Annotated in this window: 25 protein-coding genes; 16 read left to right on the plus strand and 9 right to left on the minus strand. The window is 72.5% G+C overall.

Going from position 1 to position 26,609, the window contains the following annotated elements; genetic code table 11:
- Positions 1–100 precede the first annotated feature (100 nt).
- Positions 101–799 (plus strand): FAD-dependent monooxygenase, encoded by a 699-nt coding sequence (locus tag QSK26_RS13060; protein WP_285775348.1) that lies wholly within the window; start codon positions 101–103, stop codon positions 797–799.
- On the opposite strand, the gene QSK26_RS13065 is transcribed toward QSK26_RS13060, so the two are convergent.
- Entirely contained in the window at positions 781–1,776 is a 996-nt protein-coding gene (locus QSK26_RS13065) for an ArsR/SmtB family transcription factor (RefSeq protein ID WP_285775349.1), read from the minus strand. The two genes, QSK26_RS13060 and QSK26_RS13065, sit on opposite strands and share 19 nt — an antisense overlap.
- A 244-nt stretch (positions 1,777–2,020) precedes the next feature.
- Here QSK26_RS13065 and QSK26_RS13070 point away from each other — a divergent pair, with 244 nt between their 5' ends.
- Positions 2,021–3,214: an MFS transporter gene (locus QSK26_RS13070; RefSeq protein ID WP_285775350.1), complete on the plus strand. Its 1,194-nt coding sequence runs from the start codon at positions 2,021–2,023 to the stop codon at positions 3,212–3,214.
- A gap of 59 nt (positions 3,215–3,273) precedes the next feature.
- Here QSK26_RS13070 and QSK26_RS13075 read toward each other — a convergent pair whose 3' ends face one another.
- Entirely contained in the window at positions 3,274–3,906 is a 633-nt protein-coding gene (locus QSK26_RS13075; RefSeq protein ID WP_285775351.1) for a TetR/AcrR family transcriptional regulator, read from the minus strand.
- 86 nt (positions 3,907–3,992) lie between these two features.
- On the opposite strand from QSK26_RS13075, the gene QSK26_RS13080 reads away from it, so the two are divergent.
- The 4 genes from QSK26_RS13080 (at position 3,993) to QSK26_RS13090 (ending at position 6,467) form a co-directional block, all read left to right on the plus strand.
- Entirely contained in the window at positions 3,993–4,931 is a 939-nt protein-coding gene (locus QSK26_RS13080; RefSeq protein ID WP_285775352.1) for a zinc-binding dehydrogenase, read from the plus strand.
- A 215-nt stretch (positions 4,932–5,146) separates the two neighbouring features.
- Positions 5,147–5,362, plus strand: coding sequence for a VOC family protein (locus QSK26_RS41785; protein ID WP_352244323.1), 216 nt, complete (start codon positions 5,147–5,149; stop codon positions 5,360–5,362).
- Complete coding sequence (locus tag QSK26_RS13085; protein ID WP_285775353.1) at positions 5,281–5,523, plus strand: VOC family protein; 243 nt, start codon at positions 5,281–5,283, stop codon at positions 5,521–5,523. The genes QSK26_RS41785 and QSK26_RS13085 overlap by 82 nt, the downstream gene beginning before the upstream one ends.
- Before the next feature lie 62 nt (positions 5,524–5,585).
- Positions 5,586–6,467 (plus strand): arylamine N-acetyltransferase family protein, encoded by an 882-nt coding sequence (locus QSK26_RS13090; protein ID WP_285775354.1) that lies wholly within the window; start codon positions 5,586–5,588, stop codon positions 6,465–6,467.
- Between the two features lie 50 nt (positions 6,468–6,517).
- Here the strand turns inward: QSK26_RS13090 and QSK26_RS13095 are convergent, their stop codons facing one another.
- The 3 genes from QSK26_RS13095 to QSK26_RS13105 all read right to left on the minus strand — a co-directional run bounded on the left by QSK26_RS13095 (position 6,518) and on the right by QSK26_RS13105 (position 9,443).
- Complete coding sequence (locus QSK26_RS13095; protein WP_285775355.1) at positions 6,518–7,657, minus strand: Mrp/NBP35 family ATP-binding protein; 1,140 nt, start codon at positions 7,655–7,657, stop codon at positions 6,518–6,520.
- Between the two features lie 75 nt (positions 7,658–7,732).
- Positions 7,733–8,218, minus strand: a complete 486-nt coding sequence (locus QSK26_RS13100) for a DUF1003 domain-containing protein (RefSeq protein ID WP_285775356.1) — start codon at positions 8,216–8,218, stop codon at positions 7,733–7,735.
- On the minus strand, positions 8,208–9,443 hold the full coding sequence (locus tag QSK26_RS13105; protein ID WP_285775357.1) for a magnesium transporter MgtE N-terminal domain-containing protein: 1,236 nt from the start codon (positions 9,441–9,443) through the stop codon (positions 8,208–8,210). The genes QSK26_RS13100 and QSK26_RS13105 overlap by 11 nt, the downstream gene beginning before the upstream one ends.
- Before the next feature lie 104 nt (positions 9,444–9,547).
- Here QSK26_RS13105 and QSK26_RS13110 point away from each other — a divergent pair, with 104 nt between their 5' ends.
- The 3 genes from QSK26_RS13110 to QSK26_RS13120 are packed head-to-tail and all read left to right on the plus strand — an operon-like array spanning position 9,548 to position 12,008.
- Entirely contained in the window at positions 9,548–10,138 is a 591-nt protein-coding gene (locus tag QSK26_RS13110; RefSeq protein ID WP_285775358.1) for a carboxymuconolactone decarboxylase family protein, read from the plus strand.
- Positions 10,125–10,991, plus strand: coding sequence for an RNA polymerase sigma-70 factor (locus tag QSK26_RS13115; protein WP_285775359.1), 867 nt, complete (start codon positions 10,125–10,127; stop codon positions 10,989–10,991). The genes QSK26_RS13110 and QSK26_RS13115 overlap by 14 nt, the downstream gene beginning before the upstream one ends.
- A gap of 54 nt (positions 10,992–11,045) precedes the next feature.
- Positions 11,046–12,008 carry an EamA family transporter gene (locus QSK26_RS13120; RefSeq protein WP_285775360.1) on the plus strand — a complete coding sequence of 321 codons (963 nt, stop codon included), beginning with the start codon at positions 11,046–11,048 and terminating at the stop codon, positions 12,006–12,008.
- Here the strand turns inward: QSK26_RS13120 and QSK26_RS13125 are convergent.
- From QSK26_RS13125 to QSK26_RS13135, 3 genes are all read right to left on the minus strand, one after another.
- On the minus strand, positions 11,992–12,354 hold the full coding sequence (locus QSK26_RS13125) for a hypothetical protein (protein WP_285775361.1): 363 nt from the start codon (positions 12,352–12,354) through the stop codon (positions 11,992–11,994). The two genes, QSK26_RS13120 and QSK26_RS13125, sit on opposite strands and share 17 nt — an antisense overlap.
- Entirely contained in the window at positions 12,351–12,707 is a 357-nt protein-coding gene (locus tag QSK26_RS13130; RefSeq protein WP_285775362.1) for a response regulator transcription factor, read from the minus strand. The genes QSK26_RS13125 and QSK26_RS13130 overlap by 4 nt, the downstream gene beginning before the upstream one ends.
- Before the next feature lie 207 nt (positions 12,708–12,914).
- Positions 12,915–13,493 (minus strand): biotin transporter BioY, encoded by a 579-nt coding sequence (locus QSK26_RS13135; protein WP_285775363.1) that lies wholly within the window; start codon positions 13,491–13,493, stop codon positions 12,915–12,917.
- A 168-nt stretch (positions 13,494–13,661) separates the two neighbouring features.
- On the opposite strand from QSK26_RS13135, the gene QSK26_RS13140 reads away from it, so the two are divergent.
- From QSK26_RS13140 to QSK26_RS13165, 6 genes are all read left to right on the plus strand, one after another.
- Positions 13,662–14,600, plus strand: a complete 939-nt coding sequence (locus tag QSK26_RS13140; RefSeq protein ID WP_285775364.1) for an HpcH/HpaI aldolase/citrate lyase family protein — start codon at positions 13,662–13,664, stop codon at positions 14,598–14,600.
- A gap of 229 nt (positions 14,601–14,829) precedes the next feature.
- Positions 14,830–16,389 carry a lanthionine synthetase LanC family protein gene (locus QSK26_RS13145; RefSeq protein ID WP_285775365.1) on the plus strand — a complete coding sequence of 520 codons (1,560 nt, stop codon included), beginning with the start codon at positions 14,830–14,832 and terminating at the stop codon, positions 16,387–16,389.
- Positions 16,390–17,155: 766 nt separating this feature from the next.
- A complete protein-coding gene (locus QSK26_RS13150; protein WP_285775366.1) occupies positions 17,156–18,091 on the plus strand; it encodes a CPBP family intramembrane glutamic endopeptidase in 936 nt (311 codons plus the stop codon).
- A gap of 3,468 nt (positions 18,092–21,559) precedes the next feature.
- A complete protein-coding gene (locus tag QSK26_RS13155; RefSeq protein WP_285775367.1) occupies positions 21,560–23,836 on the plus strand; it encodes a hypothetical protein in 2,277 nt (758 codons plus the stop codon).
- 134 nt (positions 23,837–23,970) lie between these two features.
- On the plus strand, positions 23,971–24,249 hold the full coding sequence (locus QSK26_RS13160) for a hypothetical protein (RefSeq protein WP_285775368.1): 279 nt from the start codon (positions 23,971–23,973) through the stop codon (positions 24,247–24,249).
- A gap of 45 nt (positions 24,250–24,294) precedes the next feature.
- Positions 24,295–25,467, plus strand: coding sequence for a hypothetical protein (locus tag QSK26_RS13165; RefSeq protein WP_285775369.1), 1,173 nt, complete (start codon positions 24,295–24,297; stop codon positions 25,465–25,467).
- 29 nt (positions 25,468–25,496) lie between these two features.
- Here the strand turns inward: QSK26_RS13165 and QSK26_RS13170 are convergent, their stop codons facing one another.
- Positions 25,497–25,892, minus strand: a complete 396-nt coding sequence (locus QSK26_RS13170) for an NUDIX hydrolase (protein WP_285775370.1) — start codon at positions 25,890–25,892, stop codon at positions 25,497–25,499.
- Positions 25,893–25,965: 73 nt separating this feature from the next.
- Between QSK26_RS13170 and QSK26_RS13175 the strand changes: the two genes are divergently transcribed.
- The gene (locus QSK26_RS13175) at positions 25,966–26,607 is read left to right on the plus strand and encodes a DUF6758 family protein (protein ID WP_285775371.1); all 642 of its coding nucleotides are present in this window, start codon (positions 25,966–25,968) and stop codon (positions 26,605–26,607) included.
- The last annotated feature ends 2 nt before the right edge of the window (positions 26,608–26,609 follow it).

The raw sequence follows: 26,609 nt of genomic DNA on the forward strand, positions 1-26,609 counted from the left end.
CGGTGGCTCGGAGCCCACCGGAATTCGCGCCCGCCCCGAATGGCGCAGCGACCGTCCCTGATCCGAAACGCCGTCACGAGCGAAACCCTACATCTCGCACTTGCTGAATCAAAGACCGGTATGCCTTCGCAAGAACGAGCTGGCGAGGTGTGCTTATATCGCATATAAGAGACTCAATGTCGAGGGTGCCCGCCAGCCGGACCGCTGTTGTGGGGCTGCGCACCCGCCGAATGCGGGCCGCCCCTGTCCACGCCGGCATCGCCATGGGGGGTCGCCCCAGGCCGGTCTGCCGGCTGAGCCGTCGTGCACGATCCACGACTTTCTCAGGGACTTCCGAGGTGACACCGTCCACCCCTCCACGCTGGAGCTGATCGCCGAGCTGGGATGGATCGATGAGTTCCTCCGCCTTCCGCACACCAAAATGCCCTATGTCACGGTCAACCTGGGCGGCAAGGACGTCACCTTCGCCGACTTCAGCCGCCTGAAGGTGCGCTGCCCCTACATCGCGTTCATGCCGCAGTGGGACGTGCTGGACTTCCTGGCCGGCAAGGCCGCGGCTTACCCTTCCTTCCGCCTCCTGCGTCGCGCCGAGGCGACGGAGCTGGTCACCGAGCGAGGACGGGTGACCGGTGTCCTGGCCGACACCGCCGACGGCCGCGTGGAGGTGCATCGGCATGGGCGCCCGCCCGGAACACATCGCCGCGTAGTCATGGCTCACGAGAACCAGGCCGGACCGGCCCGAACACAGGCACGGAGCCTCATCGGCACGGGCCCGGGGGCTCACATCGCCCGGCTGTGATGCGGGCCGGCCAGTCGGTCGCCGAGGGGGCTGCGGCGGTACAGCATCTGCCGTCCGTCGCGGGCCCGGCTGACCAGTCCCGTGGCGTGCAGCACGCGCAGGTGCTGGGACACGGCGCTCGGGGTCACCTTGAGGCGGCGGGCGATCTCGATCGTGGGCAGCGGCTCCTCCAGCAGGCCGAGCAGCCGCGCCTTGGGCGGGCCGAGTAGGGACGCGAGGGCGCCGGGGTCGGCCTTCGGCGCCTCGGCCCACAGGGTCGCCGCGCCACGGCAGGGGTAGGCCAGCAACGGGGGTTCCGCCGGGTCGAGCGGCGGGACGGGCTTGTAGGCGAACAGCGACGGGATCAGCAGCAGCCCCCGGCCGGACACCGCGACATGGTGCCCGCCGATCATCTTGTCGATGCGCAGCACCCCGTCCCGCCAGCGCAGGTTCGGATGCATGTCGGCGAAGAGCAGGCGCGCGCCTCCGGTGGCGAGTCGCCGCGCCCGATAGGTCATGTCGGTCTCCAGGACGAGCCGCATCCGGGACCAGGCAGGCTTGAGGGCGACGTCCCAGTAGTGCTGGAGAGCCTCGCAGACGGCGTCCAGGAGCTCGCGGACGGGTTCGTCACCGGGCGCGGTCACCTGGCGGAGTGCGCCGGGGAGTTCGCCGCCCGCGTGCGTCGCCAGAATGTCGCGGCGGACAAGGCCGGGTGAGGTGCCGCGCACGGTGGCCAGCTGGTCTTCGAAGACGGGTGCGAAGGTCTCCGGGCGCGGGGTCAGGAAGTCGGGAAGGGCGAGGCTGCCGCCGACGAGGGACAGCAGGAGGCGGGTGTCGACCGCGGCGAGCTCGCCCAGCACGGATCTGCGCCACGGGAGGTGTACGGCGTGCCGGCCGGGGTCGCGCAGCGCCCACAGGCTGAACAGCGTCTCCTGCACCGGCGAGATGGCGAACCGGGTGTCCGCGAGGTCTTCGACGCCGAGTTCGAAGCTCATCATTAAGCTGCAGGCTACATTCTTTGACCGGACGAACGCCTCCGGTGTGAGCTTCGGCCCATGACAGAGATCAGGCGCACAGCGACCGTGACGAGGGTGGCTCCGTGGTGAGCGACATGCCCTTCGCCACCGGCCGCAGGCCCGGCCGCGACTTCGGGGCGCGCACGGCCGGAGGACAGCGCCTGCACCGCGGCGGGGTTCGTCTCCGGCCGGGTCATCCGGCCGGGGGACCGGGGTGAGCCGCCGGATGGTCCTGCTCCTGGCCATGACCTGCGCCGTGGCCGTGGGCAACATCTACTTCCCGCAGGCGATCAGCCCGCTGGTCGCCGCCGGGCTGAACGTGTCACCCGATTCGGCCGCCCTGGTGGTGACCGCGACCCAACTCGGCTACGCGGCCGGGATCTTCCTGCTGGTGCCGCTCGGCGACCGGCTCCCGCACCGCCCGTTCATGGTCACCCTGCTCGCCCTCACCGGCCTGGGCCTGCTCGCCGCGGGCAGCGCGCCGGCCCTGCCGCTTCTCGTCGGCGCCAGTGCCCTCGTCGGCGTCACGACCGTGGCCGCGCAGATCGTCGTCCCGCTGGCGGCCGGACTGGTGGCCGACGACCGCCGCGGAGCGGTGATGGGCACCTTGCTGAGCGGGTCGATCGGCGGCATGCTGCTGGCCCGCACCTTCGGCGGCGCCCTCGGCGAATGGCTGGGGTGGCGGGCGCCCTATCTGGTGGCGGCGGTCCTGGTCCTGCTCATCGCGACGGCCCTGGCCTTCGCGGTGCCGGTCACGACCCCGCCCTCGCGGCAGCCGTACCCCGCGCTCCTGGCCGAGTCGGTGCGTCTGCTGCGCACGGAGCCGGAGCTGCGCCGCTCGTGTTTCTACCAGGCGACGGTCTTCGCCGGGTTCTCGGCCGTCTGGACGTGCCTCGCACTCCTGCTCAACGGTCCGGTGTACGGCCTGGGCGTCCAGGCGGTCGGGATGCTCGCCCTGGTGGGCGGGGCGACCATGTTCTGCACCCCGTTCGCCGGGCGTCTGGTGGACCGCCGGGGGCCCGATCCGGTCAACCTCGTGTGCATGCTCGGAGCGCTCGCCTCGGCCGCGATCCTCGCGGTGGGCGCGCTGGGCGGCGCGCCGGGCCTGGCCGCCCTCGTCCTTGGCACGCTGCTGCTCGACGTCGCCATGCAGTCGGGCATGGTCGCCAACCAGGCGCGGGTCCTCGCCCTGCGTCCCGACGCCCGCAGCAGGCTCAACACCGCCTACATGACCTGCGCCTTCCTGGGCGGCAGCGCGGGCTCCTGGCTCGGTGTGCGCACCTATGCCCAGGTCGGATGGTGGGGCGTGTGCGTCCTCGTGGCCGTGCTGGCCGGGCTCGCCCTGACCCGTCACCTCGTGGCGCGGTACGGCAGAAGCCCGCGGTCCGCCGGGGAGAAGAAGGTCCCCCTGCGACAGTGATCAGAGACGGGGGGACCAGACGGGGCAGATGACGACGACATCCCCGGCGTGCCCGCATCTCACAGCGTCATCGTGACGCTGCCCGGGATCGCGGCGAACGCATCGCGGAGGCGGGCGGTGAGGTCGTCGCGGTTCGCGGGGCCGGGTTGGAACGTCAGCTCCTCCAGCGCGCAGTGGAAGGCCGCGATCAACATGTCGAGGGCCAGCCGGGGCCGCAGGTCGTGAGGGTCGGCCAGGCCGAAGCGCTCCTTGAGGATCGTGATCGCGGCGCGGGTGGTGCGGTCGCAGAACTGCAGTCCGTGCGCGTTCATCGACGGCGTCCGGGCGGCCAGCCGGCGGGTGAGCAGGACGCGGTCCACCCAGCCCTCGTCGGGCATCCTGCCGAGCGCGGTGAACAGCGTTTCCTGAAGCTGCGCCAGAAGCGTGCGGCCGTCCGGTCGCCAGGTCCGGAGGTCTTCCAGAAAGGCGGTCCACAGATCCTGCGTGGGCGCCATCGCGACGTCTTCCTTGCTGTCGAAGTAGCGGAAGAAGGTGCGCTTGGAAACCTCGACGGCGGCGCAGAGCTCGTCGAGCGTCGTGCCGTCGAAACCGCTTTCGGTGAACCGCTCCAGCGCGGTGTCGATCAGCGCCTGGCGGGTGCGGAGCTTCTTGCGCTCGCGCAGCGGCAGTCCACTGGGGATCTCGGTGTTCACCGGCCTGAGTGTATCTCGTGCGCGAACGCCTCCTGTAGTCTTACGCCACTCAGTGGCATATACCTCTCGGTGAAGGTGAGAAACCCATGCGTGCTCTGCTCGTCGACCGTTCCGCGCCCGGCGGCCTGCGACTTGGTGAGGCCCCCGATCCCGTACCCGCCCCGAACCAGGCGCTGGTCCGGGTGACGGCGACCTCGCTCAACCACGGCGAGGTCGCATTCGGCCTCCAGCACGCCCCCGAGGGAACCGTCCTCGGCTGGGACGCCGCGGGGATCGTCGAACGTGCCGCCGCCGACGGAACCGGCCCGGCCGCCGGCACGCGAGTGGTCACGCTCGCCGGCGCCGGAGCCTGGGCCGAACTCCGCGCCGTCGACACCCATCTCGTCGGCGCTGTGCCACGAGACGGCGACCTCGGCGCGATCAGCACCGTCCCGGTGGCGGGCGCCAGCGCGCTACGCGCGCTCCACCGGATCGGCCCGATCCTCGGCAGGCGCGTGCTGGTCACGGGCGCGACCGGCGGAGTCGGGCGGTACGCCGTGCAACTGGCCCACCTCGGCGGCGCCCAGGTGGTGGCCTCCACCGGCGACCCGGCCGCGCACGGCGACAGCCTGCGCGCACTTGGCGCGGATGAGGTGGTGTCCGGGCCGCACGAGGTCACCGAGCCGGTGCACGGCGTCGTGGACCTGGTGGGCGGCGACCAACTGGTGGCCGCGTACGACCGGCTGGCCGAGGGCGGCACCCTGGTCGCCGTCGGGCACTCGGCGGACAAGGGGGAGAACTTCCCCTTCGGGGCCTTCTTCGGCGACCAGGGCCGGCACGATCGCTCGATCGTGACGTTCTTCCTGCTCGGCTGCCAGGACCTGGCGCCCGACCTGAGCTGGCTGGCGGGCCGCATCGCCGCCGGACAGCTGGACCCGCAGATCTCCTGGCGGGGCTCCTGGCACGAGGCCGCCAAGGCGACCGAGGCCCTGCTCGGCCGCCGCCTGCACGGCAAGGCGGTCCTGGACATCGAGTCCGTGTCCTGACCGCCTTAGATGCAACGACGTGGCGGGCCAAAGGCACCTTTCAAGCAGGGCGGCTCACCTGGAACTCCCTTGTAGTGCCCCGGCCGACTCTTCGATCTTCAGCTCGCCCAGGTCCTGTTACCTTCTCCCGTCGGCACTCGTCATAGGTGCGACGACCGAATACGAACGGTCGTCGCATCAACGAGTGAATCGAGAACACCTTGCTGACCGACATCATGTACGTGACGATCTACGTCACCGACCAGGACCGCGCGCTGAAGTTCTACACCGAGGGACTCGGCCTGGAGAGCGGGTCGACTTCTCGGGGCCCGACGGGTGGTTCCTCACCGTCGGCGTTCCCAACAGCCCGGTGCAGATCCTCCTGTGGTCGCATGCGGCGGCCGCGGGACAGCCGGGCGAGGTGGGCGGGCAGGCCACGCCCGGTCCGCTGATCCTCGAATCCGAGGATCTGCGAAAGGATTTCGAGATCCTGCGCCGGCGTGGCGTCACCTTCAAGCAGTCCGAACCCGAGGACTATCCGTTCGGGGTTCGCATCGAGGCGGTGGACCCGGACGGCAACCGGGTCCCGCTCCGTCAGCAGCGCAAGCCGTGACCGCCACCCGTCCGGCCTCCTGACCGAGGGATTGTCACCCGTGCCGCGTAGAGTCTCCGGCTGTGAGGGAACAGGTGGATGTCGCCGGTTATCTGCGCCGGCTCGGGCTCGGCAGGCTCGCCGGTCAGGAGGCGAGCGTCGAGGGGCTGCACGCGTTGCACCGGGCCCACGCCGAGCGGGTGCCCTACGAGTGCCTGGAGATCTGGCTGGGCCGGCCGACGACCGTGGATCCCACGGAGTCGGCGCGGCGGATCGTGCTCGGCGGGGGCGGTTACTGCTTCCATCTCAACGGGGCGTTCTCGCTGCTGCTGAGCGCCCTCGGCTACGAGGTGACGCGGCACGTCGGCGGGGTGCAGGGCAGCGCCGCGGCGGCGGCCGGGGCCAACGCCGACCACCTCGTGATCACCGTTTCCGGGCTGCCCGCGCCGCAGTCGCCGGAGGGCCGCTGGCTGGTCGACCTCGGCATGGGGGACGGCCTGCACGACCCGCTGCCGCTCGTGGCGGGCGTTTATGAGCAGGGGCCGTTCACGTTCGGCCTGCGCCCTTCGGAGGCGGTGCCGGGCGGGTGGCGGTTCGACCACGACGGGCGCGGCAGCTTCCTCGGCATGGACTTCCGCTCCGAGCCCACCGGGATGTCGGCCTTCGCCGGGCAGCACGCCCGGTTGACGACGTCGCCCGACTCCGGGTTCGTCCGGGTCGCCACGGTGGCCCGGCGAGACGCCACCGGGGCCGACATGCTGCGCGGGCTGGTGCTCACCAGGGTCGGCGAGCTGGCCGGCACCCGCACCCTGGAGGAGCCCGAGGACTACTTCACGGCGCTGGCCGACGTCTTCGGGCTGACCCTCTCAGACGTCGGCCACGATGAGCGGGGCGACCTGTGGCGGCGGCTGGTCGCGGCACACCAGCACTGGCTGACCACCCGGGCCGCCGGCCCCGCCGCCTGAGGACGGGGGCCGGCCGGCCTGTAAGACGGGCGGTCGGTGAGACGGGCGGGTCAGCGGCCCGCGGGGGAGAGGTTGAGGTGGCGGCCCTTGAGGCTGCCCGACTTCTTGCTCAGCGAGTCGGCGATCCGGCGCAGCTCGACGGAGGCCGGTGCGTCGGGGTCGGTGAGGACGAGCGGCTTGCCCTCGTCGCCGCCCTCGCGCAGCCGCATGTCGATCGGCACCTGGCCGAGCAGCGGGACGCGGGCGCCCAGGGTGCGGGTCAGCGCGTCGGCGACGGTCTGCCCGCCGCCCTCGCCGAAGACGGAGATGCGCTCGTCGCAGTGCGGGCAGGGCAGCCACGCCATGTTCTCGATCACACCGGCGATCTGCTGGTGGGTCTGCGCGGCGATGGAACCGGCCCGCTCGGCGACCTCGGCCGCGGCCTGCTGCGGCGTGGTCACCACCAGGATCTCGGCGCCCGGCAGCTTCTGGGCCACCGAGATCGCGATGTCGCCGGTGCCCGGAGGCAGGTCCATGAGCAGGACGTCGAGGTCGCCCCAGTAGACGTCGGCGAGGAACTGGTGCAGCGCGCGGTCGAGCATCGGGCCACGCCACACGACCGGCGAGTTGCCCGGCGGCTTGAACATGCCGACCGAGATGACCTTGATGTCATGCGCCACCGGCGGCATGATCATGTCTTCGACCTTGGTCGGCCGGTCGCTGACCCCGAGCATCCGGGGCACCGAGTGGCCGTAGATGTCGGCGTCCACGACGCCCACCTTGAGCCCGCTCGCCGTCATCGCCGCCGCGAGGTTGACCGTGACGGAGGACTTGCCGACGCCGCCCTTGCCGCTGGCGACCGCGAAGACGCGGGTCAGCGAACCGGCCTTGGCGAAGGGGATCTCCTTCTCCGGACCGCGGTCGCCGCGCAGCTTGGTCTGCAACGTCTTGCGCTGCTCGGCGCTCATGACATCCATGTCCACCTTGACGCTCTGCACGCCGGCGACCTTGCCGACGGCGTTGGTGACGTCACGGGTGATGGTGTCGCGCATGGGACAGCCCGCCACGGTCAGGAAGATGCCTACGCGCACTACCCCTTCTGGGGAGATGTCGATGCTCTTGACCATGTCGAGCTCTGTGATCGGCCTGCGGATCTCGGGGTCGTTGACCGTCGCCAGCGCCGCCGTCACCTGCTCCGGGGTAGGTGCCATGAGTCCATGGTATGAACCCTGGGCCGGTATGCCGAACCTGCAGTGCCGTTTTCGCCCCGGTGACCGGGGGAACAGTCAGCGTCCCCGCCGCCCGGGGGAGCGTTCCTCCATGTCGTCGAGCAGCCGCTGGAGCTCCGCGCGCAGGTAGTCGCGGGTCACCACCTCGCTGAGCGCGATCCGCAACTCGGCGATCTCCCTGGTGAGGTACTCCGTCTCGGCCTGGTTCCGGTCGGTGATCAGCCGGTCCTGCTCGTACTGCACCCGGTCCCGGTCGTCCTGCCGGTTCTGCGCGAGCAGGATCAGCGGCGCCGCGTACGACGCCTGGAGCGAGAGGATCAGCGTCAGGAAGATGAACGGGTAGGGGTCGAAGTGCAGGGACTCGGGCACCAGGGCGTTCCACACCACCCAGACCACGATGAATCCCGTCATGTAGACCAGGAAGCGCGCGGTGCCCAGGAACCGGGCGATCTGCTCGGACAACCGGCCGAACGCCTCGGGGTCGTAGTGCGGCCGGAGCGTGCGGCGCAGGTCACGCGGCTGGTCCAGCCGTTCAGTCGCCATGGCCGGCCTCGTCCGGTTCGCGCCAGTCGTCGGGCAGCAGGTGGTCCAGCACGTCGTCCACCGTGACCGCGCCCACCAGCCGGCCCAGCTCGTCCACCACCGGCGCCGCGACCAGGTTGTAGGTGGCGAGGTAGGAGGTCACCTCGGGCAGCCGCAGCTCGGGTTTGATCGGGTCGATCGAGTCGTCGAGCACGGCGCCGAGCAGCGTGGACGGCGGGTCCCGGAGCAGCCGCTGGAAGTGCGCCATGCCGAGATAGCTGCCGGTGGGCGTCTCGGTCGGCGCGCGGGTGACGTAGACCTGCGCGGCCATCGGCGGCGGCACCTCCTGCTGGCGGATGTGCGCCAGCGCCTCGGCGACCGTGGCGGTGGGCGGCAGGATCACCGGCTCGCTGGTCATCATGCCGCCCGCGGTGTCCTCCTCGTAGGTGAGCAGCCGGCGCACCGGCGCGGCCTCCCGCGGCTCCATCAGCGTCAGCAGGGCCTCGGCCTGCTCGGCCGGGAGGTCCTGCAACAGGTCGGCGGCGTCGTCGGGGTTCATCGCCTCCAGCACGTCGGCCGCCCGCTCGGCCTCCAGCACGCCGAGGATGTCGATCTGGTCGCTCTCCGGCAGTTCCTCCAGCACGTCGGCGAGCCGGTCGTCGTTCAGCGCGGCGGCGACCTCGCCGCGCCGCTTGCCGGGCAGCGAGTGCAGCGCGGTGGCCAGGTCGGCGGCGCGCAGCGACTCGAAGGCGGCCAGCAGGCTGGCCGCGCCCTGATCCCCCTGCACCACGCCGAACCCCTTCACCTCGCCCCAGTCGACGATGCGCGTCTCACCACGCCGCCGCAGCCCCAGCCCGATCGCGCCCTTGAGCACGGCCACCTTCGTGATCAGCCACTGGGACGGCCGCACCTCCTCCATCCCCAGGTCGAACACGGTCATCCGGGTGTCCGCCACCTCGACCGTGAGGTCGAGCAACTCGCCGATGACCAGCGTCTCTGCCGCGCGCTGCTCGAACCGGCGGGTGTTGATCTTGCCAGTGAAGATCACCGCGCCGGCCTCGATGCCGCGCACCCGGGTGATGGGCAGGAACACCCGGCGGCGCGGCTGCATCTCGATCACCATGCCGTGTACGGCGGGCGGCGCGGTGCCGCGCAGCCCGGCCACGATGTCGCGCACCCGCCCGATCTGGTCCCCGGCGGGATCGAAGACCGGCGTGCCGGCCAGCCGCGCGATGAAGACCCTCACCTCGCAAGCGTAGAACGCGGGCGGCCGGGGCCCCCTCCGGCCGCCCGGCGTGTCACGTTTTCTGGCGGCGGCTTGTCCCCCCTGGTGAGAAAGAGGAGGAGAACATGGCTCGCATCTCGCTGGACGTCCCCCGCGGCCCGTTGTGGCGGCTCGCCGAGTGGTACTCCCGGCACAGGTACGGCGCGGTGCTCGATCCCGGCCGCGCCTACGGGCACAACACCAGGGTGGCCGTGACCTACGTCCGGCTGGAGCAGCGCGTCGCGAAGTGGCGTGCCGCCGACCCGCTGCTCAAACACCTCGCCGTGATGGTCTCCGCGGTGCGGATCGGCTGCTCGTGGTGCGTGGACTTCGGCCACTGGGAGGCGAACGAGCTGGGCCTGCCCGCGGACAAGGTACGGCTGGCGCTCGACTGGCGGGAGTCCCCCGAGTCGTTCACCGAACTGGAGCGGCTGGTCATGGAGTACGCCGAGGCCATGACCGAGACCCCGCCCGCCGTCACCGACGACATGGTGACCCGGCTCCTGGACCGGCTGGGGGAGGCGGCCGTGGTGGAGATCACCGCGCTGGTCGCGGTGGAGAATCTGCGGTCCCGGGTGAACAGCGCGTTCGGCCTCACGTCCCAGGGCTTCTCGGACCGCTGTGCCGTACCGTTGGCCGGGCGGGAGCGGCGGGGGGCGGACGATGAAGCCGGGTGAGCGGACGCGGGTCTTCGAGGAGCACCGGCCGATGCTGTTCGGCATCGCCTACCGGATGCTGGGCTCCGTCACCGATGCCGAGGACATCGTGCAGGACGCCTGGCTGCGCTGGAACGACACGACCACGCCGGTGCGCGAGCCGCGGGCCTACCTCGCCAGGACCGTGACCAACCTGTCGATCAACCGGCTGCGTTCGGTGGCCGTCCAGCGGGAGTCCTACGTGGGGCCGTGGCTGCCCGAGCCGCTGGTCACCACGCACGACGCGGCGGACGAGGTGGAGCTGGCCGAGTCGATCTCCATGGCGTTGCTGGTCGTGCTGGAGAGCCTGTCGCCGCTGGAGCGGGCGGTGTTCGTGCTCAAGGAGGTGTTCGGGTTCTCCTATGTCGAGATCGGTCAGGCGCTGGGCCGTGCCGAGACGGCGGTGCGGCAGGTCGGCCGCCGGGCGCGGTCGCACGTGGAGGCCAGGAGGCCGCGCTTCGAGTCCTCCCCGGAGGTCAGGCGGCGGGTCACCGAGGAGTTCCTGAACGCCTGCCTGGGCGGCGACATCAACCGGGTGATGGAGATGCTCGCGCCGGACGTGACCGCCTGGACGGACGGCGGCGGCAAGGTGCGGGCGGCGCTGCGCCCGATGCGCGGCGCGGAGGTCGTGGCCCGCTGGCTCGTCGCGATGATCGACCAGGGGCGGGCCGCGTGGGGTTTCCGGCCCGCCGAGATCAACGGCATGCCCGGCCTGCTGATCACCACCGTCGGCGGCGTGGACTCGGTGAGCGCCATCGACGTCACCGATGGCAAGATCAGCACCATCTGGCTGGTGCGGAATCCCGACAAGTTCAAAGGTGTTGCCCACGTCTGATCCGGTATGACAGCATCCAACTCGTCATACGGTCATTACACGGGCGGATCTGTCATGAGAAAAACGGGGCTGGCCATCGCGGTCACGTCGGCCTGGTGCTTCGCGTTCTCCGGGCCTATGGCCAAGTTCCTCGGCGCGGCGGGGCTGGCGCCCATCGAAGCCGTCTGGATCAGGATGACCGGGGCGGGCCTGCTGCTCGTCGCCGTGCTCGCGGTCTTCCGGCCCCGCGCGCTGCGCATCCCCAAGGACCGCCTGCTGTTCACCGCCGCCTACGGGCTGATCGCCATCGCGGCGGTGCAGGCGCTGTTCTTCCAGGCGATCACGCGGCTGCCGGTCGGCGTGACGCTGCTGATCGAGTACACCGCGCCGGTCATGGTGGTGCTCTGGGTGCGGTTCGTCCGCCGGATCAGGGTGCCGCGCTCCGCCTACCTCGGAGCCGTGGTCGCCGTCGTCGGGCTCGGCATCGTCGTGGAGGTGTGGCAGGGGCTGCGGCTGGACGGCGTCGGGCTGCTGCTCGCCTTCGCCGCGGCGGGCTGCTGCGCCGGGTACTTCCTGCTCAGCGACGCCTTCGGGGACGACGTCGACCCGCTCGGGCTGATCGCCTGGGGTCTCGTCGGCTCCGCGGTGGTGCTCGTCCCGCTGTCCCGGCCGTGGAACATCGACTGGGCGGTGCTCAGCCGTACCGCGACCCTCGACGGGACCACGCTGCCGGTGGCGGGCGCCGCGCTGTGGCTCATCCTGGTGGCCACCGTGCTCGGCTACATCACCGGCGTCACCGCGGTCCGCCGGCTGTCGGCCGCCGTGGGCTCCACGGTGGCCACGCTGGAGGTCATCGCCGGGGCGATCGTCGCCTGGGTGCTGGTGGGCGAGGCGCTCGGCGGCTTCCAGATCGTCGGCGGGCTCATCGTGATCGGCGGCGCCCTGCTGGCCCAGACGGCCACCGCGAGGCTCCCGCACGCCGACGGGCCGGTGGTCGCGCCGGAGGCACAGCCCGCGATGCTCAAGGCAGAGGCGTGAGCCGTACGACCTGGGAGGCGGCGGCCCAGCGGCCGGTGAGGCCGGCGCCGTCCACGGCGTTGAGACGCTCCTTGGCGAGCGCGGCCACCGCGTCCGCGGCGGCCTCCTGATCGACCACCTCGACAGCCGCCTCGAACGCGACCAGCTCGGCGCCGTTGTCCTTGCTGCGCAGCGTCACCCGCACCCGGCCGGCCTCCGCCAGGCCGGGCAGCCGCTGCTCACCGCCCCCGGTGACCAGGTAGATCGACCCGTCGTGCCACGCGTGCCAGGCCAGCCTCGGCCGGTCCAGCCAGACCCACAGGACGCTCGACTTCTTGGCGCCCTCTTCGATCAGCGGCAGGCTCACCAGACGACTCTACGTCCGCCGCCCGGCCCGAGGGCGCGCACCTGGGCGATCAGTTCCGGGTAGGTGAAGGGCTTGGACAGGTACGCGTCGGCCCCGGTCGGGCCGGGGACGCTGCCCGCGGCGGCGACCAGGAGGATCCGCGCACTGCCCCTGGCCAGCTCGCGGCGTACCTGCTCGTCGCCGAGCGCCGGAGCGTCCCGGTCGACCACGATCACGTCGTAGGCGTAGGCCGAGGCGAGCAGTGCGCCCTTGTCGCGGTCACAGGCGACATCGGCGCTGATGCCCTCGTCGCGCAGGCCCTCCGCCACGATGCCGGCGGGCGAGGCTTGGTCTTCGACGATGAGGACGCGCATGGACGTGGCTCCCCCCATTCCGTGCGACGAGCATGACACCCGTCTGAAGCAGGCGAAACGCCCGCTCCCCCCACAATGCCGGACTCTTCGTCAAACCCCCGTTAGAAGATGTCCTGACATACTTGGCCGTATCTCTCGCAGCGTAGCCGCGGCCGGCGCCCCCGGCCAATGCGGGGGGCGCCGGCCGCGGCCACGGTGCCAGGGAGGTCAGGCGTCCGGCGCGCCCCTGCGCACCAGCTTCCACGCGGCGGGCAGCAGCCCGGCCGCGATCAGCACCTTGAGCCCGTCGCCGATCAGGAAGGGCACCACGCCCTGCTGGAAGGCCGTCCCGAGGTCCGCGCCGGTGGCCACCATCAGCCACGGCACGCCCACGGCGTAGATGAGCACGGTGCCGCCCGCGATCGTGGCCAGCGTGCGCAGCGGCGTACGGTCGCCGCCGCGCCCGGCCAGGGCGCCCACGACGGTCGCGGCCAGCACGAAGCCGACGATGTACCCGAGCGTCGCGTTGCCGCCGGACGGCGCGAACCACGGCAGGCCGATCTGGCCCATGACGAGGTAGAGGGCCATGCCGAGGAAGGCGCGCGTCGGGCCGAGCGCGGCTCCGGACAGCAGCACCGCCAGCGTCTGCAGCGTCATCGGCACCGGGGTCCCCGGCAGCGGGAAGCTAGCCTGCGCGGCCAGACCGGTCAGCCCCGCCGCGCCGGCCACGAGCACCACGTCGCGGGCCCACGCCCCCGGCAGCAGATCGGTCAGTACGGCACGCCGCGCCGCGTAGACATTTGCCATGTTCTTACTCCCTTGTCTGGCTTGAAGCCCATTTTGCTGCTCGCCGGGCCGAAGGCGAACAGGGTACGCACCAAGAACGTCGCGTTCGCTTTGTGGGGCTTTCACTACGGGGCCGTCCGGGCGGGGCGGGCTGTCCCGGTCCGTGCCGCCCCCGCTACCGTTGGGGCCATGCGCTCACGACGCTCGTGCCTCGCCGTGCCCGGCAGCAACCCGCGGTTCCTGGAGAAGGCGCAGGGGCTCCCCGCCGACGAGGTGTTCCTCGACCTGGAGGACAGCGTCGCCCCCTTGGCCAAGGAGGAGGCCCGCAAGAACATCGTCGCCGCGCTGCGCGAGGGCGACTGGACCGGCAAGGTCCGGGTGGTCCGGGTCAACGACCTGACCACGAGCTGGACCTACCGGGACGTGATCGAGGTCGTCGAGGGCGCGGGCGAGTTCGTCGACTGCGTGATGCTGCCCAAGGTGCAGGACCCCACCCAGGTGGTCTGGCTGGACACACTGCTCACCCAGATCGAGAAGACGATGGGCTTCGAGGTCGGCCGCATCGGCATCGAGGCCCAGATCGAGGACGCCAGGGGCCTGGTGAACATCGACGCCGTCGCCGCCTCCTCACCACGCCTGGAGACCCTGGTCTTCGGCCCCGCCGACTTCATGGCGTCGATCAACATGCGCACCCTGGTGGTCGGCGAGCAGCCGCCCGGGTACACCGAGGGCGACGCCTACCACTACATCCTCATGCGCATCCTGATGGCCGCGCGCAGCCACGACCTCCAGGCCATCGACGGCCCCTACCTCCAGATCAGGGACCTGGACGGCTTCCGCCGCGTCGCCGCCCGCGCCGCCGCCCTCGGCTTCGACGGCAAGTGGGTCCTGCACCCCACCCAGATCGAGGCGTCCAACGAGATGTTCTCCCCGGCCCAGGAGGACTACGACCACGCCGAGCTGATCCTCGACGCCTACGAGTACTACACGACCGTCGAGAAGCGGGGTGCGGTCATGCTGGGCGACGAGATGATCGACGAGGCGTCCCGCAAGATGGCCCTGGTGGTGGCCGCCAAGGGACGCGCCGCCGGCCTCACCCGCACCACCTCGTTCACTCCTTCCGCGTAGCGCCGGTCGCCCGCCGTCCCCGGTGTGTCCTCCGGGCGCGCTGTGTCGCCTGATGGATACAAGGAGTTACCATGGGGGCGGAGTCGGTTGCCGGGTTCCCCCGTCCACTGCTGGTCCTTCCGCCGGTCCTCGCCGCCCGGGGTGAAGGGCGCTGCCGTGAGGCTTGGACACGGCAGCACCCCTCCTCAGTCTGACATCTACCGATTCGCCGGATGCAGTGAGGAAGAGCATGCCGCCCACATTCGTCACGCCGACCGGCCGGTCCGGCGCGCCCCCGGCCTCGCGGGCACGCGAGTACGCCCGGCTGATCGTGGAGCGCACCGCCATCGCCCACTTGCTCGCGGGTGACCCTTCCCGCGCGTCCGGCGGGCGTTCGCTCCCGGCGGGCCTCGGTCACGGCCACGCCGGTCTCGCCCTGCTCCATCTGCACGCCGCGCGGGCCGGTATCGGAGACCACGCCACCGCCTTCGCCCACATCCGCGAGGCGGTGACCATCGCGCACCGGGAGCCGTACCCGGGTGCCGGGCTGTTCGACGGGGCCGGTGGCGTCGCGATGGTGCTGGCCGAGTGCGCGCGGGACGAGCCGCGTTTCCGGCCGAGCCTCGTCCGGCTGCACGAACGGCTCGCCCGCCAGCTGCTCGACACCCCCTTCCCCCAGGTGCTCGGCGTCCCCTCCCGCCGGGCCTCGGGGGCCCGCGCCGGCTACGACCTGCTGAGCGGTGCCGCGGGTACGCTCGTCCACCTCGCCTCCGTCGAGACGCCGGGCGCAGCCGTCACCGCCGCGCTCCACCACCTCACCGACGCCCTCATCCACCTGACCGCGACACTCCCCGGCACTCCGACTCCCGGCACCTCCGCCGCCTTCGGGTCCGACTTCGCCTCGGGGTCCGACTTCGCCTCGGGGTCCGACTTCGCTTCGAGGCTCGGCCGACCTTCGGCTGCCTCCGTCGCGTGCGGTCTGGCCGGGGTGGCCGCCGCGCTCGCCGCGGCCTGGCGGGCCGGTCACCGGCGTCCTGGGCACCGGCAGGCCCTCGACATCCTCACCCGGCGGATCCTCGACGCCGCCACCGTCGACCGGCACGGCCCGCTCTGGCCGGACGGCCTCCCCTGGCGGGCGAACGGCGACGCGTCGTCGCCCGGCGCGCTGTCCGGCGAGGGAGCGTGGGCCGACGCGTTGCCCCATGACGCGCCGGCGGCGTTCGCGCCGTCCCGTGAGGCGCCCGCGATCGGCGAGCCGGTTGGTGGGGAGCCGTCGGCAGGCGAGTGGGCTGGTGGGAAGCCGTCGGCAGGGGAACCGGTCGGTGGGGAGTCGGCGGTAGAGGGACCGGTTGGTGGGGAGTCGGCCGCGGGGGAGTCGCACTGTGGTCCGCCTGGCTGGTGTCACGGTGGTCCGGGGGTGTGCGGGGGATTGCTCGCCGTGGCCGAGGCGACCTGTGACGAAGGGGTGCGGAGGCGGGCGGTGGAGGGGTTCGAGGGCGTGTTGTGGCGGGCGCGTGACACGAAGATCCTCTCGCCTGCTCTCTGTCATGGCCTGTCCGGGATTCTGGCGCTCTGTCTGGAGTTCGCGGCCGTGAGCGGTGCGGCCCGTGAGGCGGTGCCCGAGCTGCTTGACGAACTCCTCGACCGTGGCGACCCCGGCCTGCCGTTCGTCTTCACCGATCCCGAGGCGCCCGGCGACTCCGCGGACGACCCCGGCCTGCTCACCGGCGCCGCCGGCGTGGCCCTGACCCTCCTGGCCGCCACCGCCGGCCAAAGAGCGGAATGGCCGCGCGCCTTCCTGACCCGTTGACCCGGACAACGCCGCGCTTCCGCCGAACGCGGCTGCTTCCCTCGAACGCCGCCGTGTCACCACCTCCCCACATCGGCGGTTCTCCGAAGTGCCGGGTTTCCCCCGGAGAACCCGCGCTGCCGTCGAATGCGGCCGGGCCATACTCCGGACATCGGCGACTTCCCCAGGCTGCCCCGGGCAGTCGCGATTGCCCAGTAGGGAACACGTGGAGTCCGCGTCCCGTCGCTTACTTTGGGAGCTTCGTTAGGTCTGGTGGATTACGGGGGGAAGTTTTTTATTCGTGCTGGTTTCCGGGCCCCGTGGTTTTCGGGGAGGTAAATGTCGGAGACCCGTTTCCGCCTGCGCACCTCTGACTGTGAGATCTTCTGTTGTCGTGCCCGCGGGCCGCCCCGCCGGGTTCTGATGCGTACTGCTGACCGTGGGAAGAATGGGCGATATGGGCGCACATGATGCATCTGACGAACGGCCGCCGGGCGAGCGGTCCGGGCAACCGTGGCACCCGCCCTCGGCCCCGCCCGTGATCCCGCCCGAGAGCCCGCCCCAGAGCCCGCCCCAGAGTCCGGCTCCGGGTTCGGCCGCTTCTCCTCGGTATCCGGGACCCCAGCCGGGCGCTCCCGGGCCTTACCAGGGTGCGCCCGGGCCGTACGGGCCTCCCGGGCCGTACCCGGGCGGCCCCGGGCCCTATGCGGGCGGTCCGGGGTCGTACCCGGGTGGTCCGGGGCCGTGGTACCCGGCGCCGCCGTACGGCGGTGTGCGCAGGTGGGCCGTGGGGCCGGTGGCGGGGGTGCCCTACGATCGGCTGGCGCGTACGCCGTTGCACCGGTGGTGGCGGCCGGTGGTGGGGACGCTGGCGGTCGCGGCCGGGTTCGTGGTGGTCGGCGTGGTGGTGCTGTTCCTCGGGGTGGCGGTGGCCGCGATGGCCGGGGTCCAGGTGTTCAGCCCGGTGTCGCTGGAGTTCGCCGATCCGGTGCTGGGGCTGGCGATCACGCTCGCCTCGATCGCGTTCACGCTCCCCGTCGTGTACGGCGTCGCGTGGCTGGTCCAGCGCCGGCCACCTGGCACGCTCTCCTCCGTGCTCGGCCGGCTGCGATGGCGCTGGCTGCTGCTGTGCCTGCCGGTGGCGCTCGGCGCCGGGCTGCTGGGGCAGTTCGCGGTGGTTCTGGTGCTGAGCCTGACCGGTGCGGACTCGTCGTCCGGCGGCTTCGGCTGGGTCGGATGGGAGAGGTTCCTGCCCGGGTTGCTCGTCACGCTGCTGCTGGTCCCCTTCCAGGCCGCCGCCGAGGAGTACCTCTTCCGCGGCTGGGTGCTCCAGGCGTTCGGCGCCTTCCTGCGTACGCCGTGGCCCGGGATCCTGCTCGGCGCGGCCGGTTTCACCGCGCTGCACGCCTACACCGACTGGGGCATCATCGACGTGTTCGCCTTCGGCGCGCTGATGGGCTGGCTCGCGATCCGCACCGGCGGGCTGGAGGCGCCGATCGCCCTGCATGTGATCAACAACGTGCTGGGGCTGGGCCTCAGCTCCGCGTCGGGCTCGCTCGGGGACGCGCTGCGCCAGGGGTCGGTGCCGTGGCAGTCGCTGGCGGGGACGCTCGTCCAGCTCACGATCTTCGCTGTGGCGGTGCTGGCGCTGGTCCGTCGGAGGAACATCGCCACCACCTCTCCGGAGGCCAGGGAGACGTACCCCCTCTCCGTGAATTCCTGACATAACGCCACAAAGGTCGCCTCTCTCCGAAAAATATGACTAGAGAGGTCTCGCCAGCGTGGGGGCGGGCATGCTGCTGTGGAGATACGGCTTTCGCGTCTTGACCCGGTGAGAGAGAGGTGATCGTTCTCGCTGACCGGGTATCAGTGGATAGTGCCGGGATCGGCGCACCACTGTGCAGCACGGTAAGGAACAACTGGAACGGTCCGGAATACCTCTTTTCGGGCCGGGCATGCCCCCGACGAGGAGGTGCTGAGCGTGGCCTCGGGCCCCCACGACGCGCGCTCACCACGGCGACCGCCGGCCCCACCCGGCGCCACCGAGCCGACCCCCGACCCCATCCCCCAGAACCCTCCGCCCACCCCCCAGAACCCTCCGAACTCTCCCCAGGATCCACCCCCCGCCCCATCCGCATCTCATCAGTCACCCCCACCGGACCGCCCAAACCCATCAGCCCCATCTGCCTGGGCAGTCCCATCGCACCCTCCGGTCCCACCAGGCCATCTGCCCTCATCGGACCGGCCGACCCCACCTGTACGGCCGCCGGCGCCCGTGTCGCCGGTGTCGCCGGTGTCGCCCGCCAGTCCGACGCTGCGGCACTTTCCGCCGGGGCCGTCGGAGCAGCGGGGAGCGAGTCTGCCGCCGGGGTCGCCGTGGGTCCTGCCGCCTTTCGGGGCACCCACGCCCGACGACGCTCCCGAGGCGTCCCAGGAACCTTCCGGTCCTCGACCGGCTTCAGGCGGTGCGCAGGGATCCGAGGTGCCGGGCTCGGGGACGTCCGAGGCGCCAGGCTTGGGGACGCCAGGCTCGGGGATGTCGGGCTCGGGGATGTCCGAGGTGCGCGGCCCGGGGGGATCAGAAGCGCGCGGCTCGGGAGGGTTCGAGGCGCAGGGCTCGGAGGGATTTGAGGCGCAGGGCTCGGGAGGGTCCGAGGTACAGGGCTCGGAGGGATTTGAGGCGCAGGGCTCAGGGCGCTTTGCGGCGCAGGGCTCAGGGGGAGTCGAGCCCGGTGGTCGCGGGGCTTCGGGACACCCGGATGCGAGCCAGCCCACACAGCCACGCCGCCGCCCGTACGCCCAGCCCTACGGCCGCTTCCGCCCGGCCCCTCCCGCAGGCCCGTCCTCCAGCCTCTCGCCGCCGGTTCCGCCCACGCCCGGCTACGGCGCCCCTGACCAGCCCCCGCCGGTCCCGGGATCACATGGGCCGGGATCACAGAGGTCGGGAGGCGCTGGCGGCCTAGACGGCCGTGACGTCCCAGGTACCCATGGCGGCACAGGCAGCCGTGGCGGCTCAGGTGACTATGGAGGCTCTGGTGCCTCGGGCGGTCGCTCCGGGGAGGGTGGTGCTTCGTCCGGTTCTCCGGGGCCGTGGTCATGGGGTGCGGCGGGGCCGTCCAGGGGCGGGTCGGACGACCCGCTGTTCGGCCCTCGCACCGGGGAAGGCGGCACATCGCCGACTCGCGGGGAAGGGGCCGTTCCTGGGGGAGGAGCGTCTCCGGTAGGAGGAGCATCTCCCGGGGGAGGAGCGTCTTCCGTGGGAGGGGCGTCTTCTGTGGGAGGGGCGTCGGCGTCCGGTCGTGGGGAGGGGGCGCTGCCGTTCGGTGGTGGTGAAGGAGCGCCGCCGCCGGGGCGGATGTCGCCCGGTACGGACGAGAGTGAGCAGAGGCCCCCGAGGCGGATCGTGAACAGGCCGGACAAGCTCGTCGCCACCGGCCCTCCACGCTCCCCTTCCCGACGCCCCAGCCCGCCCCCGGCCAGGCCACCGTTCCCTCCGAACGCACCGGCGGCCCCTCCGGCCCCGGTGCCCCCGAACGCACCGGCGGCCCCTCCGGCCGCCTTGCCCCCGATCCCCCCGGCGACCCCTCTGGCTCCTCCGGCCGCTGTGCCCCCGATGCCGCCGGCGGCACCGTCGGCTCCCACAGCGCCCGCCGGTACACCCGAGCACACGGACACCGGACTAGGCGGCCCGCACCATGCCGAGCCCGCGCGCCCCTCGTACGGCCAGCCCTCGCCACGCCAACCGGCACCGGGCCGCCGCCGCAAGCCGGACCAGCCCGTCGGCGAACCTCCCACCTCGCCGTGGGCAGGAGTCCAGTCCGGCTTCCGCGAGGAGAAACCCCCAACGCCGCCGGAGTCGCCGCACGAGGTTCGATCCGCCGATCCGCACGGGTCCGCGTACGGCGACCCGCTTGCCCCTCCACAGCGGCCCGTGTACGGGGCGGCACCCGCCCCCGCTCACCCGGGCGAGGACCGGCCTGACGGTCCGCAGGGGCCGGGCTCTGAGCAGGGTCGGTCCGCCGATCCGCACGGGTCCGCGTACGGCGATCCGCTTGCCTCTCCGCAGTACGGGGCGGCACCCAGTCCCGCTCACCCGGGCGAGGACCGGCCTCGTGGTCCGCAGGGGCCGGTGTCCGAGGAGGGGCGGTCTGCCGGTGCGCACGGGGTCGTGTACGGCGATCCGCTTGCCGGGGCGGCGCAGGAGGATCCGTATGCCGGTCCGCAGAAGCCCGTGTACGGGGAGGGGCGGTCTGCTGTCGCGGGGAGGCCGGTTTATGGCGGTCTGCCCGGTGGAGGGCACGGGCAGGGTGAGGCCGATTCCATTTCTGTGCTGGGACCCGATGGGGCGGAGGGCTCGGGGGGTGGTGTGCCGGGGCGTGATGCCGGTGGGGCCCAAGAGGCCGAAGGGGGAGGCGCGGGCCGGGAGGAGCCGGTTGGCGGAGCGGTGGCCTGGGGTGGGGGCGACGTAGCGGCTCCGCAGGCAGGGGCGGATGAGACGACGCATCGGGTCGGGCGGCCACCGGGGGGACGGCCTGCGCGGCCGGACCGGCTGGTGGCGCAGGGGCCGTCGCGCCGGCCGTACGGGGCTACGAGGGACGACGCGGACGCGGCCTCCCGCGGATCGGGCGGCCCCCAGACGGTAGGACGCGGAGACGACGGCGCCCGGGGGCCCGCAGACGCGGACGCGCAGGAGAGCCCTGTGGCCGGGCGCGAGAGGCGCGGCGCCTGGCACGAGGGGCGCGGCAGCGAGCACGGGAGCCACCCTGCCGGGCAGGAGGCACGTGATGCCGGGCAGGGAAGTGATGCCGGGCAGGGAGCACGTGGTGCCGGGCAGGAGGGGCCTGGGGGCGGGTGGAGGAGTGAGGGCGGGGGTGCGGCTTCCGGTCGCAGGCGGCTTGGCGGCGGGGAGGACGTAGGCAGCGGCCGGGGCGGTAGGGCGGCAGGCGGCAGCGGCGGATCAGGCGGCGGCAGATCAGACAGCGCCAGGGCAGAGAGCAGCGCCAGGGCGGAAGGCGGCGTCAGAGGAGAGGGCGGCGCCAGGGCGGAAGGCGGCGCCAGGGGAGAGGGCAGAGGTAGGGGAGTAGACGGTGGGGGAGACGACGGTGGGGGAGTTGCGCGGGGAGGTGTGGCGCCGGCGGGGTTGCGGCGGTCGAGTCCTACGCGGAGGCGTGGGCGCGGGCGTGGGCGGCGGATGGCCACGCCGTTGCTGCTGGTGATCGTGCTGGTCGCGGCGGTCGGGGCCGGAGTGGTGGGGTGGCAGTGGGTGAGCAGTCCAGTGACGGCCGGGTTGCTGCTCGCGGCGGGTGACGGTGGCTCCGGGGACGAGGCGTTCGCCGTGCCGGCGGGCGGGGCCGGGTCCAACCAGGTGCTCAACGCGGTCGCCTCGGCGGGCGACACGATCGTGGCCGTGGGCAGCGACACGACGAGCCCGGTGCCGCGCCCGCTGTTCCTGACCTCCGCCGACAACGGCGGCACCTGGCGGCTGGGCGACGTCACGGGGCAGGGCGGGCCGGTGGCCGGGCCGAGCACCGTGGGCCGCGTGGCGGGCGGTGAGGGCCGCTGGGTGGCGGTGGAGAACGGCGAGGCGGCGACCGCCACCCGTGGCGTGTGGACGAGCACCGACGGCCACGCGTGGTCGGCCGTGCCCGCGTCGGGGCTGACCGCGTTCCGCCGCGAGGACCGGGTGCACGACATCGCCCGGACCGGGACCGGGTTCGTCGCGGTCGGTTCGACCACCCTGGGCGACGGCACGGTGGGCCCGATGGCCTGGGTGTCCCCGGACGGCACGAGCTGGACCAGGCTGGAGAGCAGGAACATCGGCACCCCGGACAAGCTGCGCGGCATCAACACCGTGATCGCCAGGCAGGACGCGGTGGTGGCGCTGGCCGATCCGCCCGCGGGCACCTCCAGTTCGGTGGTCCTCCGTTCGCCGGACGGCGGGCGCAACTGGCTGCGCACCGGGGCCGAACTGGCGGGCGTGATGCCGCGGCCGGGCGCGCTCGCGGTGGTGCCGGACGGCTTCGTGCTGGTGCCGGCCCGGCAGCGTACCGACGAGGGCGAGGTGCGGGTCTTCTGCTCGCCGGAGGGCGCCGAGTGGTCGCGGTGCGGCTCGATCAAGGGGCTGCCGCGCGACAGCACGGGCGTGACGGGCCTGGCCTCGTCGGCGGCGGGCCTCGCGGCGGTGGCCGAGACCGGCTGGGACCGGTACGCCGTCTACACCAGCGGCGACGGGCGGAGCTGGACCAAGGGCACGGACCTCGGCGCGGTGCCCGGCACGGTGCGCGCGCTGGCCGTGTCCGACTCGGGGACCCTGGTGGTCGGCGGTGACCGGAGGGCCACCGACGTGGACAACCAGCTCGTCCTGATGACCGCCCCCAGGGGCCGCGCGGCCACACCGGTACGGCTGGGCGACATCGAGGGCCTGACCAGGGTGGCCCGCGAGACCACCAGGATCACCGCGGCCGACGGCCGGTACGTCGCCGTCGGGGCGGCGGCCGGGGACGCCGGCATCTGGACCAGCGGCGACGGCCAGAGCTGGGCGGCGGCCGGTGGCGGGGCGCTCGGCGGCCCGAACAAGCAGACGCTGAGCGACGTCGCCTACGGCAGGGCCGGCTGGCTGGCCGTCGGCGGCGCGATGCGCGACGCCTACTCGTCGGAGCCGCTGCTGGCCACGTCGGGCGACGGGGAGTCGTGGAACAGGGTCCCGGTGGCGGACGCGCTGGCGCCCGCGCAGGGGCACTACTTCCTCGTGCCGCACGCGGTCGCCGCGGGCCGGTCGGGGTACGTGGTGGCGGGTGAGGACCGGGACCAGGGCGGGGCGGTGCCGGCCATCTGGTTCAGTGCCGACCTGCGACGCTTCACCAGGGCGGCCAAGCTGCCCTCGGGCGGCACGGGCGTGCGCGTGCACGACGTGGCCGCGACCGGGCTGGGTTATGTCGCGGTGGGCGGTTCGAGCACGTCGGGCCATGAGAGCGGCGTCGTGTGGGTGTCGAAGGACGGCCTCAACTGGACGGCGCGCAAGCGGGTGACCCCGCCCGGCGTCAGCGAGGCCGGCCTGCGGCATGTCGTCGCGGTGCAGGACCGGATCATCGCCGTCGGCGCGGCGGTGGACGAGAACGGCGGGCGGCGGGCCTTCTCGGCGGTGTCCGAGGACAACGGGGAGACCTGGGAGTTCGGCCGGCTCCCCGCCGAGCAGGCGGCAGCCGTACAGGATCTCGCTGCGACGCCGGAGGGGATGGTGGCGGTCGGCTGGCACGGCGCGCCGGCCGAGAGTGACAGCGCGGCGTGGACCTCGGAGGACGGCCTGGACTGGCAGCGGCAGACCTTCGACCAGGACGGCCTGAGCGGGGCCGGGGCGCAGTGGCTGGGCGCGGTGGCCATCTCCGGCGGCGAGGTCGTGTCCACCGGCCGGTCCACCGGCTACAGCGTGGATCACCTCACGTTGTGGCGGACGACCTTCCGCCGATGATCGTTCGCTTGACGATCACTTGGCCCGCTTGCATGATATGTGCATGATCGTGGCGGTCCAGGAGGTTCCCGGCGTTATAGCTCATTGCGGGCGATGACATCGACGTCCACGCGAAGGAGCTCAGTGACGCCGCGTTGATCTGCGGCGCGGTCGCTCGCGTCCTCGGGCCGCCCGCGGAGACGTTCGCGGCGGACGCGAAGCCCGTCGAGGGCTGTTTCGGTCTCGTCGAAGGCGCGTCGGAGCAACTCGGCTCACATTACGAGACGTTCTACACCGAGGTGCGAGACTTCGCGGCCGACCTGCACCAGAAGCTGGGGAGCGTCGGCGCGGCCTTCATGGAGGTCTCCAGGGCCATGTCGGAGAGCGAGGCGCACAACGAGTCGGAGATGGCCCGGCTCAACGGCGGCGACTGATCGACTCCGACGACCCGCGGCCCGTCGTCGAGCGAGGGGAGAGCCATGGCCGACGTGTACGACGCCCCCCTGGACATGATCAAGCTGCTCTACCACGCGGTGCGCAGCTTCACGAGTGACGAGGACGTGCGCCGCCTGCGGACCATGGCCGAGGCGTGCCGGACGCTTCATCTGGGCATGTCGGCCGCGCACGAGCAACTCGCCCCGGTCGACGGCCTGCTGGTGAGGTGGGAGGGGGCGGACGCCGACCTCTTCAAAGAGAACTGGGGGCGACTGCTCGATCCCGCGTACCGGGTGGAGGCCATCGAACGGCTCGACCAGGCGGCGAACCTGCTGGAGGTCGCCGCCGACGTGTCGGCCGAGACCAGGAGGGCGTTCGAGAAGCTCCTGCAGGGCCTGGTCGCCTCGGTGGTCATCGGCGCGGCGGTCTCGGCCGCCTCCGCCGGTGCCGGTGCCTGGTGGGCGTGGGCGCGGACGGCCGACACGACCGTGAAGACGGGGTACTTCGCGGGACAGGCGATGGGCAGGTTCCGGAGCCTCTACACGACGGTCGGCGACCTCATGCGAACCGGTGCGGTCGATGTCGGCCGGTCGCGGTTGGTCCGCGGCCTCGGCCCGAAGGGTGCGGCGGACCTGACCTTCAAGGCGATGATGAAGGAGTCGCAGCGCGTCTACTGGCAGGTTTACCGGTGGAGCCTCGGCAGCAATCTCGCCGTCATCGCCGCCTCCAACAGGATCCGTGGCCTGGACCCGTTCGACCGGTCCCTGGCGTCGATCGCCCAGGCCGTCAACTCGGCCGCCGTCGGCGGCGCCGCCGGCATCACCGGCGGGACGTCCGCGCTCGGCGGCATGCCCGCCTGGCGGCGCAATTTCGTCGTGGGCAGCAGCGCCGGCGCGGTCTCCCAGTTCTGGAACGAGCGGACCGCAGGCAACTCGTGGGCCGAAACCGTCAGGAACACGGCCCAGGCGGCGCTCATGGCAGGCGGTTTCAACGTGCTCTACGTCGGTGTCGGCGCGAGCAAAACGGTGGGCGATGCCGTGTCGAAGTACGGCTCGCAGACGTTCGGAAGGTACTGGCACCGGCTGTCCCCGCAGGCACAGGGGAGTGCTGTTTCTCTGGCCCCGAACACCTCGATGCGGGTCATGCTGCCGTTCGTGGACAAGCCGGCCCCGCTGGACCTGCCCGAGACGGGACCGCTGCCCGGCGACGGCGGCTGACCGGGCGGCTGACCGGGTGGCCGGCCGGCTCAGCCGAGGACCCGCCAGCCGCGCAGGATGTCGAGGAGGCCGCCGGTGAGCGGTAAGGAGGCCAGTTCGGCGCCGTCGCACCAGCGGACGTCCGCGGCGTCGTCGCCCGCGGCCAGCGCGCCGCCGACGACCGTGGCGAGGTAGTCGCGGATCTCGTACGTCTCGCCGGGCCGGAAGCCGGGACGGTCCAGCGTGCCGGCGAGCCCGCCCACCTCGACCAGCAGGCCGGTCTCCTCCAGCAGTTCGCGCCGCAGGGCGTCGGCGTCACTCTCGCCGGGCTCGACCCGCCCGCCGGGCAGCGACCACAGGCCCTCGCCGGGAGGCCGGCCACGCCGCACCAGCAGCAGGCGGCCCTCGTCGTCGAAGACGATCCCCCCGACACAGAGAATGCGCATAGGACAACATTAAGGTCGGATAACGGTAAGCGCCCTTGACGGATCGGGTCATCTCGACGCACCGTGAATAGTCGTGAGAGCCGCGCCCATCTGCCCACGGTGTTTCGGTTCGATCCGGGCACCGAGTGCGTGGTCCAGCGCATGGCGCTGTGGCACGCACGGAGACGTCCTGCCACTTCAGCCGCCCCGCCCGCCGGCCCGCTGGGCGCTTGAGGCGGTCCGATCGAACGCCAGGGTGCCCGTCTGGCTGCCGTGGCCGCTGCCGCCGGGCTGGCTGGTGACCGGGTTCGCCGAGGCGGGGGACGAGCGCACCGGGACCAGGGCGAGCGTGGTGGCCCTGGCCGGCCCCTCCGTGACCCAGGGCCCGGCCGACCTGCTCGTCGTGGCCGAGGAGCCGGGCGTGGGGCTCGGCGCGGCGCTCGCCGGGCTGGACGGCCCCGACCCCGGCGAGGGCTTCGACAGGGGACCGGCGCACGCCAAGGTGCACATCCTCGGCCACCCCACCCCGCTGTGGTGCGTCGGCGGCCCGCAGGACCGCGCGGTCTACGCGGGCGAGGCGCTCGGCAACTGGCTGTGGACGGTCGCCTGGCCCGCCGAGGCCGGCTGCCTCATCGCTCTCTCCCAGCTCGCCCTGCGCGACCTGAGGGACAACGACCAGGAGCTCGACCTGCCCTACGGCGCGTCGTCTCCGAGGCTGCCCGATGACGGCGACTGAGC

The organism is Microtetraspora sp. NBRC 13810 (genome assembly GCF_030268685.1).
Lineage (GTDB): Bacteria > Actinomycetota > Actinomycetes > Streptosporangiales > Streptosporangiaceae > BSRQ01.

Excerpts from the sequence above, each read along its gene's own strand:
- QSK26_RS13165 (WP_285775369.1), top strand. The coding sequence starts at position 24,295 with ATGGCCGACGTGTACGACGCCCCCCTGGACATGATCAAGCTGCTCTAC.
- QSK26_RS13170 (WP_285775370.1), bottom strand. The coding sequence starts at position 25,892 with ATGCGCATTCTCTGTGTCGGGGGGATCGTCTTCGACGACGAGGGCCGC.
- QSK26_RS41785 (WP_352244323.1), top strand. The coding sequence starts at position 5,147 with ATGTACGTGACGATCTACGTCACCGACCAGGACCGCGCGCTGAAGTTC.
- QSK26_RS13095 (WP_285775355.1), bottom strand. The coding sequence starts at position 7,657 with ATGGCACCTACCCCGGAGCAGGTGACGGCGGCGCTGGCGACGGTCAAC.
- QSK26_RS13155 (WP_285775367.1), top strand. The coding sequence starts at position 21,560 with ATGGCCACGCCGTTGCTGCTGGTGATCGTGCTGGTCGCGGCGGTCGGG.
- QSK26_RS13135 (WP_285775363.1), bottom strand. The coding sequence starts at position 13,493 with ATGGCAAATGTCTACGCGGCGCGGCGTGCCGTACTGACCGATCTGCTG.
- QSK26_RS13145 (WP_285775365.1), top strand. The coding sequence starts at position 14,830 with ATGCCGCCCACATTCGTCACGCCGACCGGCCGGTCCGGCGCGCCCCCG.
- QSK26_RS13115 (WP_285775359.1), top strand. The coding sequence starts at position 10,125 with ATGAAGCCGGGTGAGCGGACGCGGGTCTTCGAGGAGCACCGGCCGATG.
- QSK26_RS13080 (WP_285775352.1), top strand. The coding sequence starts at position 3,993 with ATGCGTGCTCTGCTCGTCGACCGTTCCGCGCCCGGCGGCCTGCGACTT.
- QSK26_RS13065 (WP_285775349.1), bottom strand. The coding sequence starts at position 1,776 with ATGATGAGCTTCGAACTCGGCGTCGAAGACCTCGCGGACACCCGGTTC.
- QSK26_RS13140 (WP_285775364.1), top strand. The coding sequence starts at position 13,662 with ATGCGCTCACGACGCTCGTGCCTCGCCGTGCCCGGCAGCAACCCGCGG.
- QSK26_RS13110 (WP_285775358.1), top strand. The coding sequence starts at position 9,548 with ATGGCTCGCATCTCGCTGGACGTCCCCCGCGGCCCGTTGTGGCGGCTC.
- QSK26_RS13070 (WP_285775350.1), top strand. The coding sequence starts at position 2,021 with ATGGTCCTGCTCCTGGCCATGACCTGCGCCGTGGCCGTGGGCAACATC.
- QSK26_RS13100 (WP_285775356.1), bottom strand. The coding sequence starts at position 8,218 with ATGGCGACTGAACGGCTGGACCAGCCGCGTGACCTGCGCCGCACGCTC.
- QSK26_RS13120 (WP_285775360.1), top strand. The coding sequence starts at position 11,046 with ATGAGAAAAACGGGGCTGGCCATCGCGGTCACGTCGGCCTGGTGCTTC.
- QSK26_RS13130 (WP_285775362.1), bottom strand. The coding sequence starts at position 12,707 with ATGCGCGTCCTCATCGTCGAAGACCAAGCCTCGCCCGCCGGCATCGTG.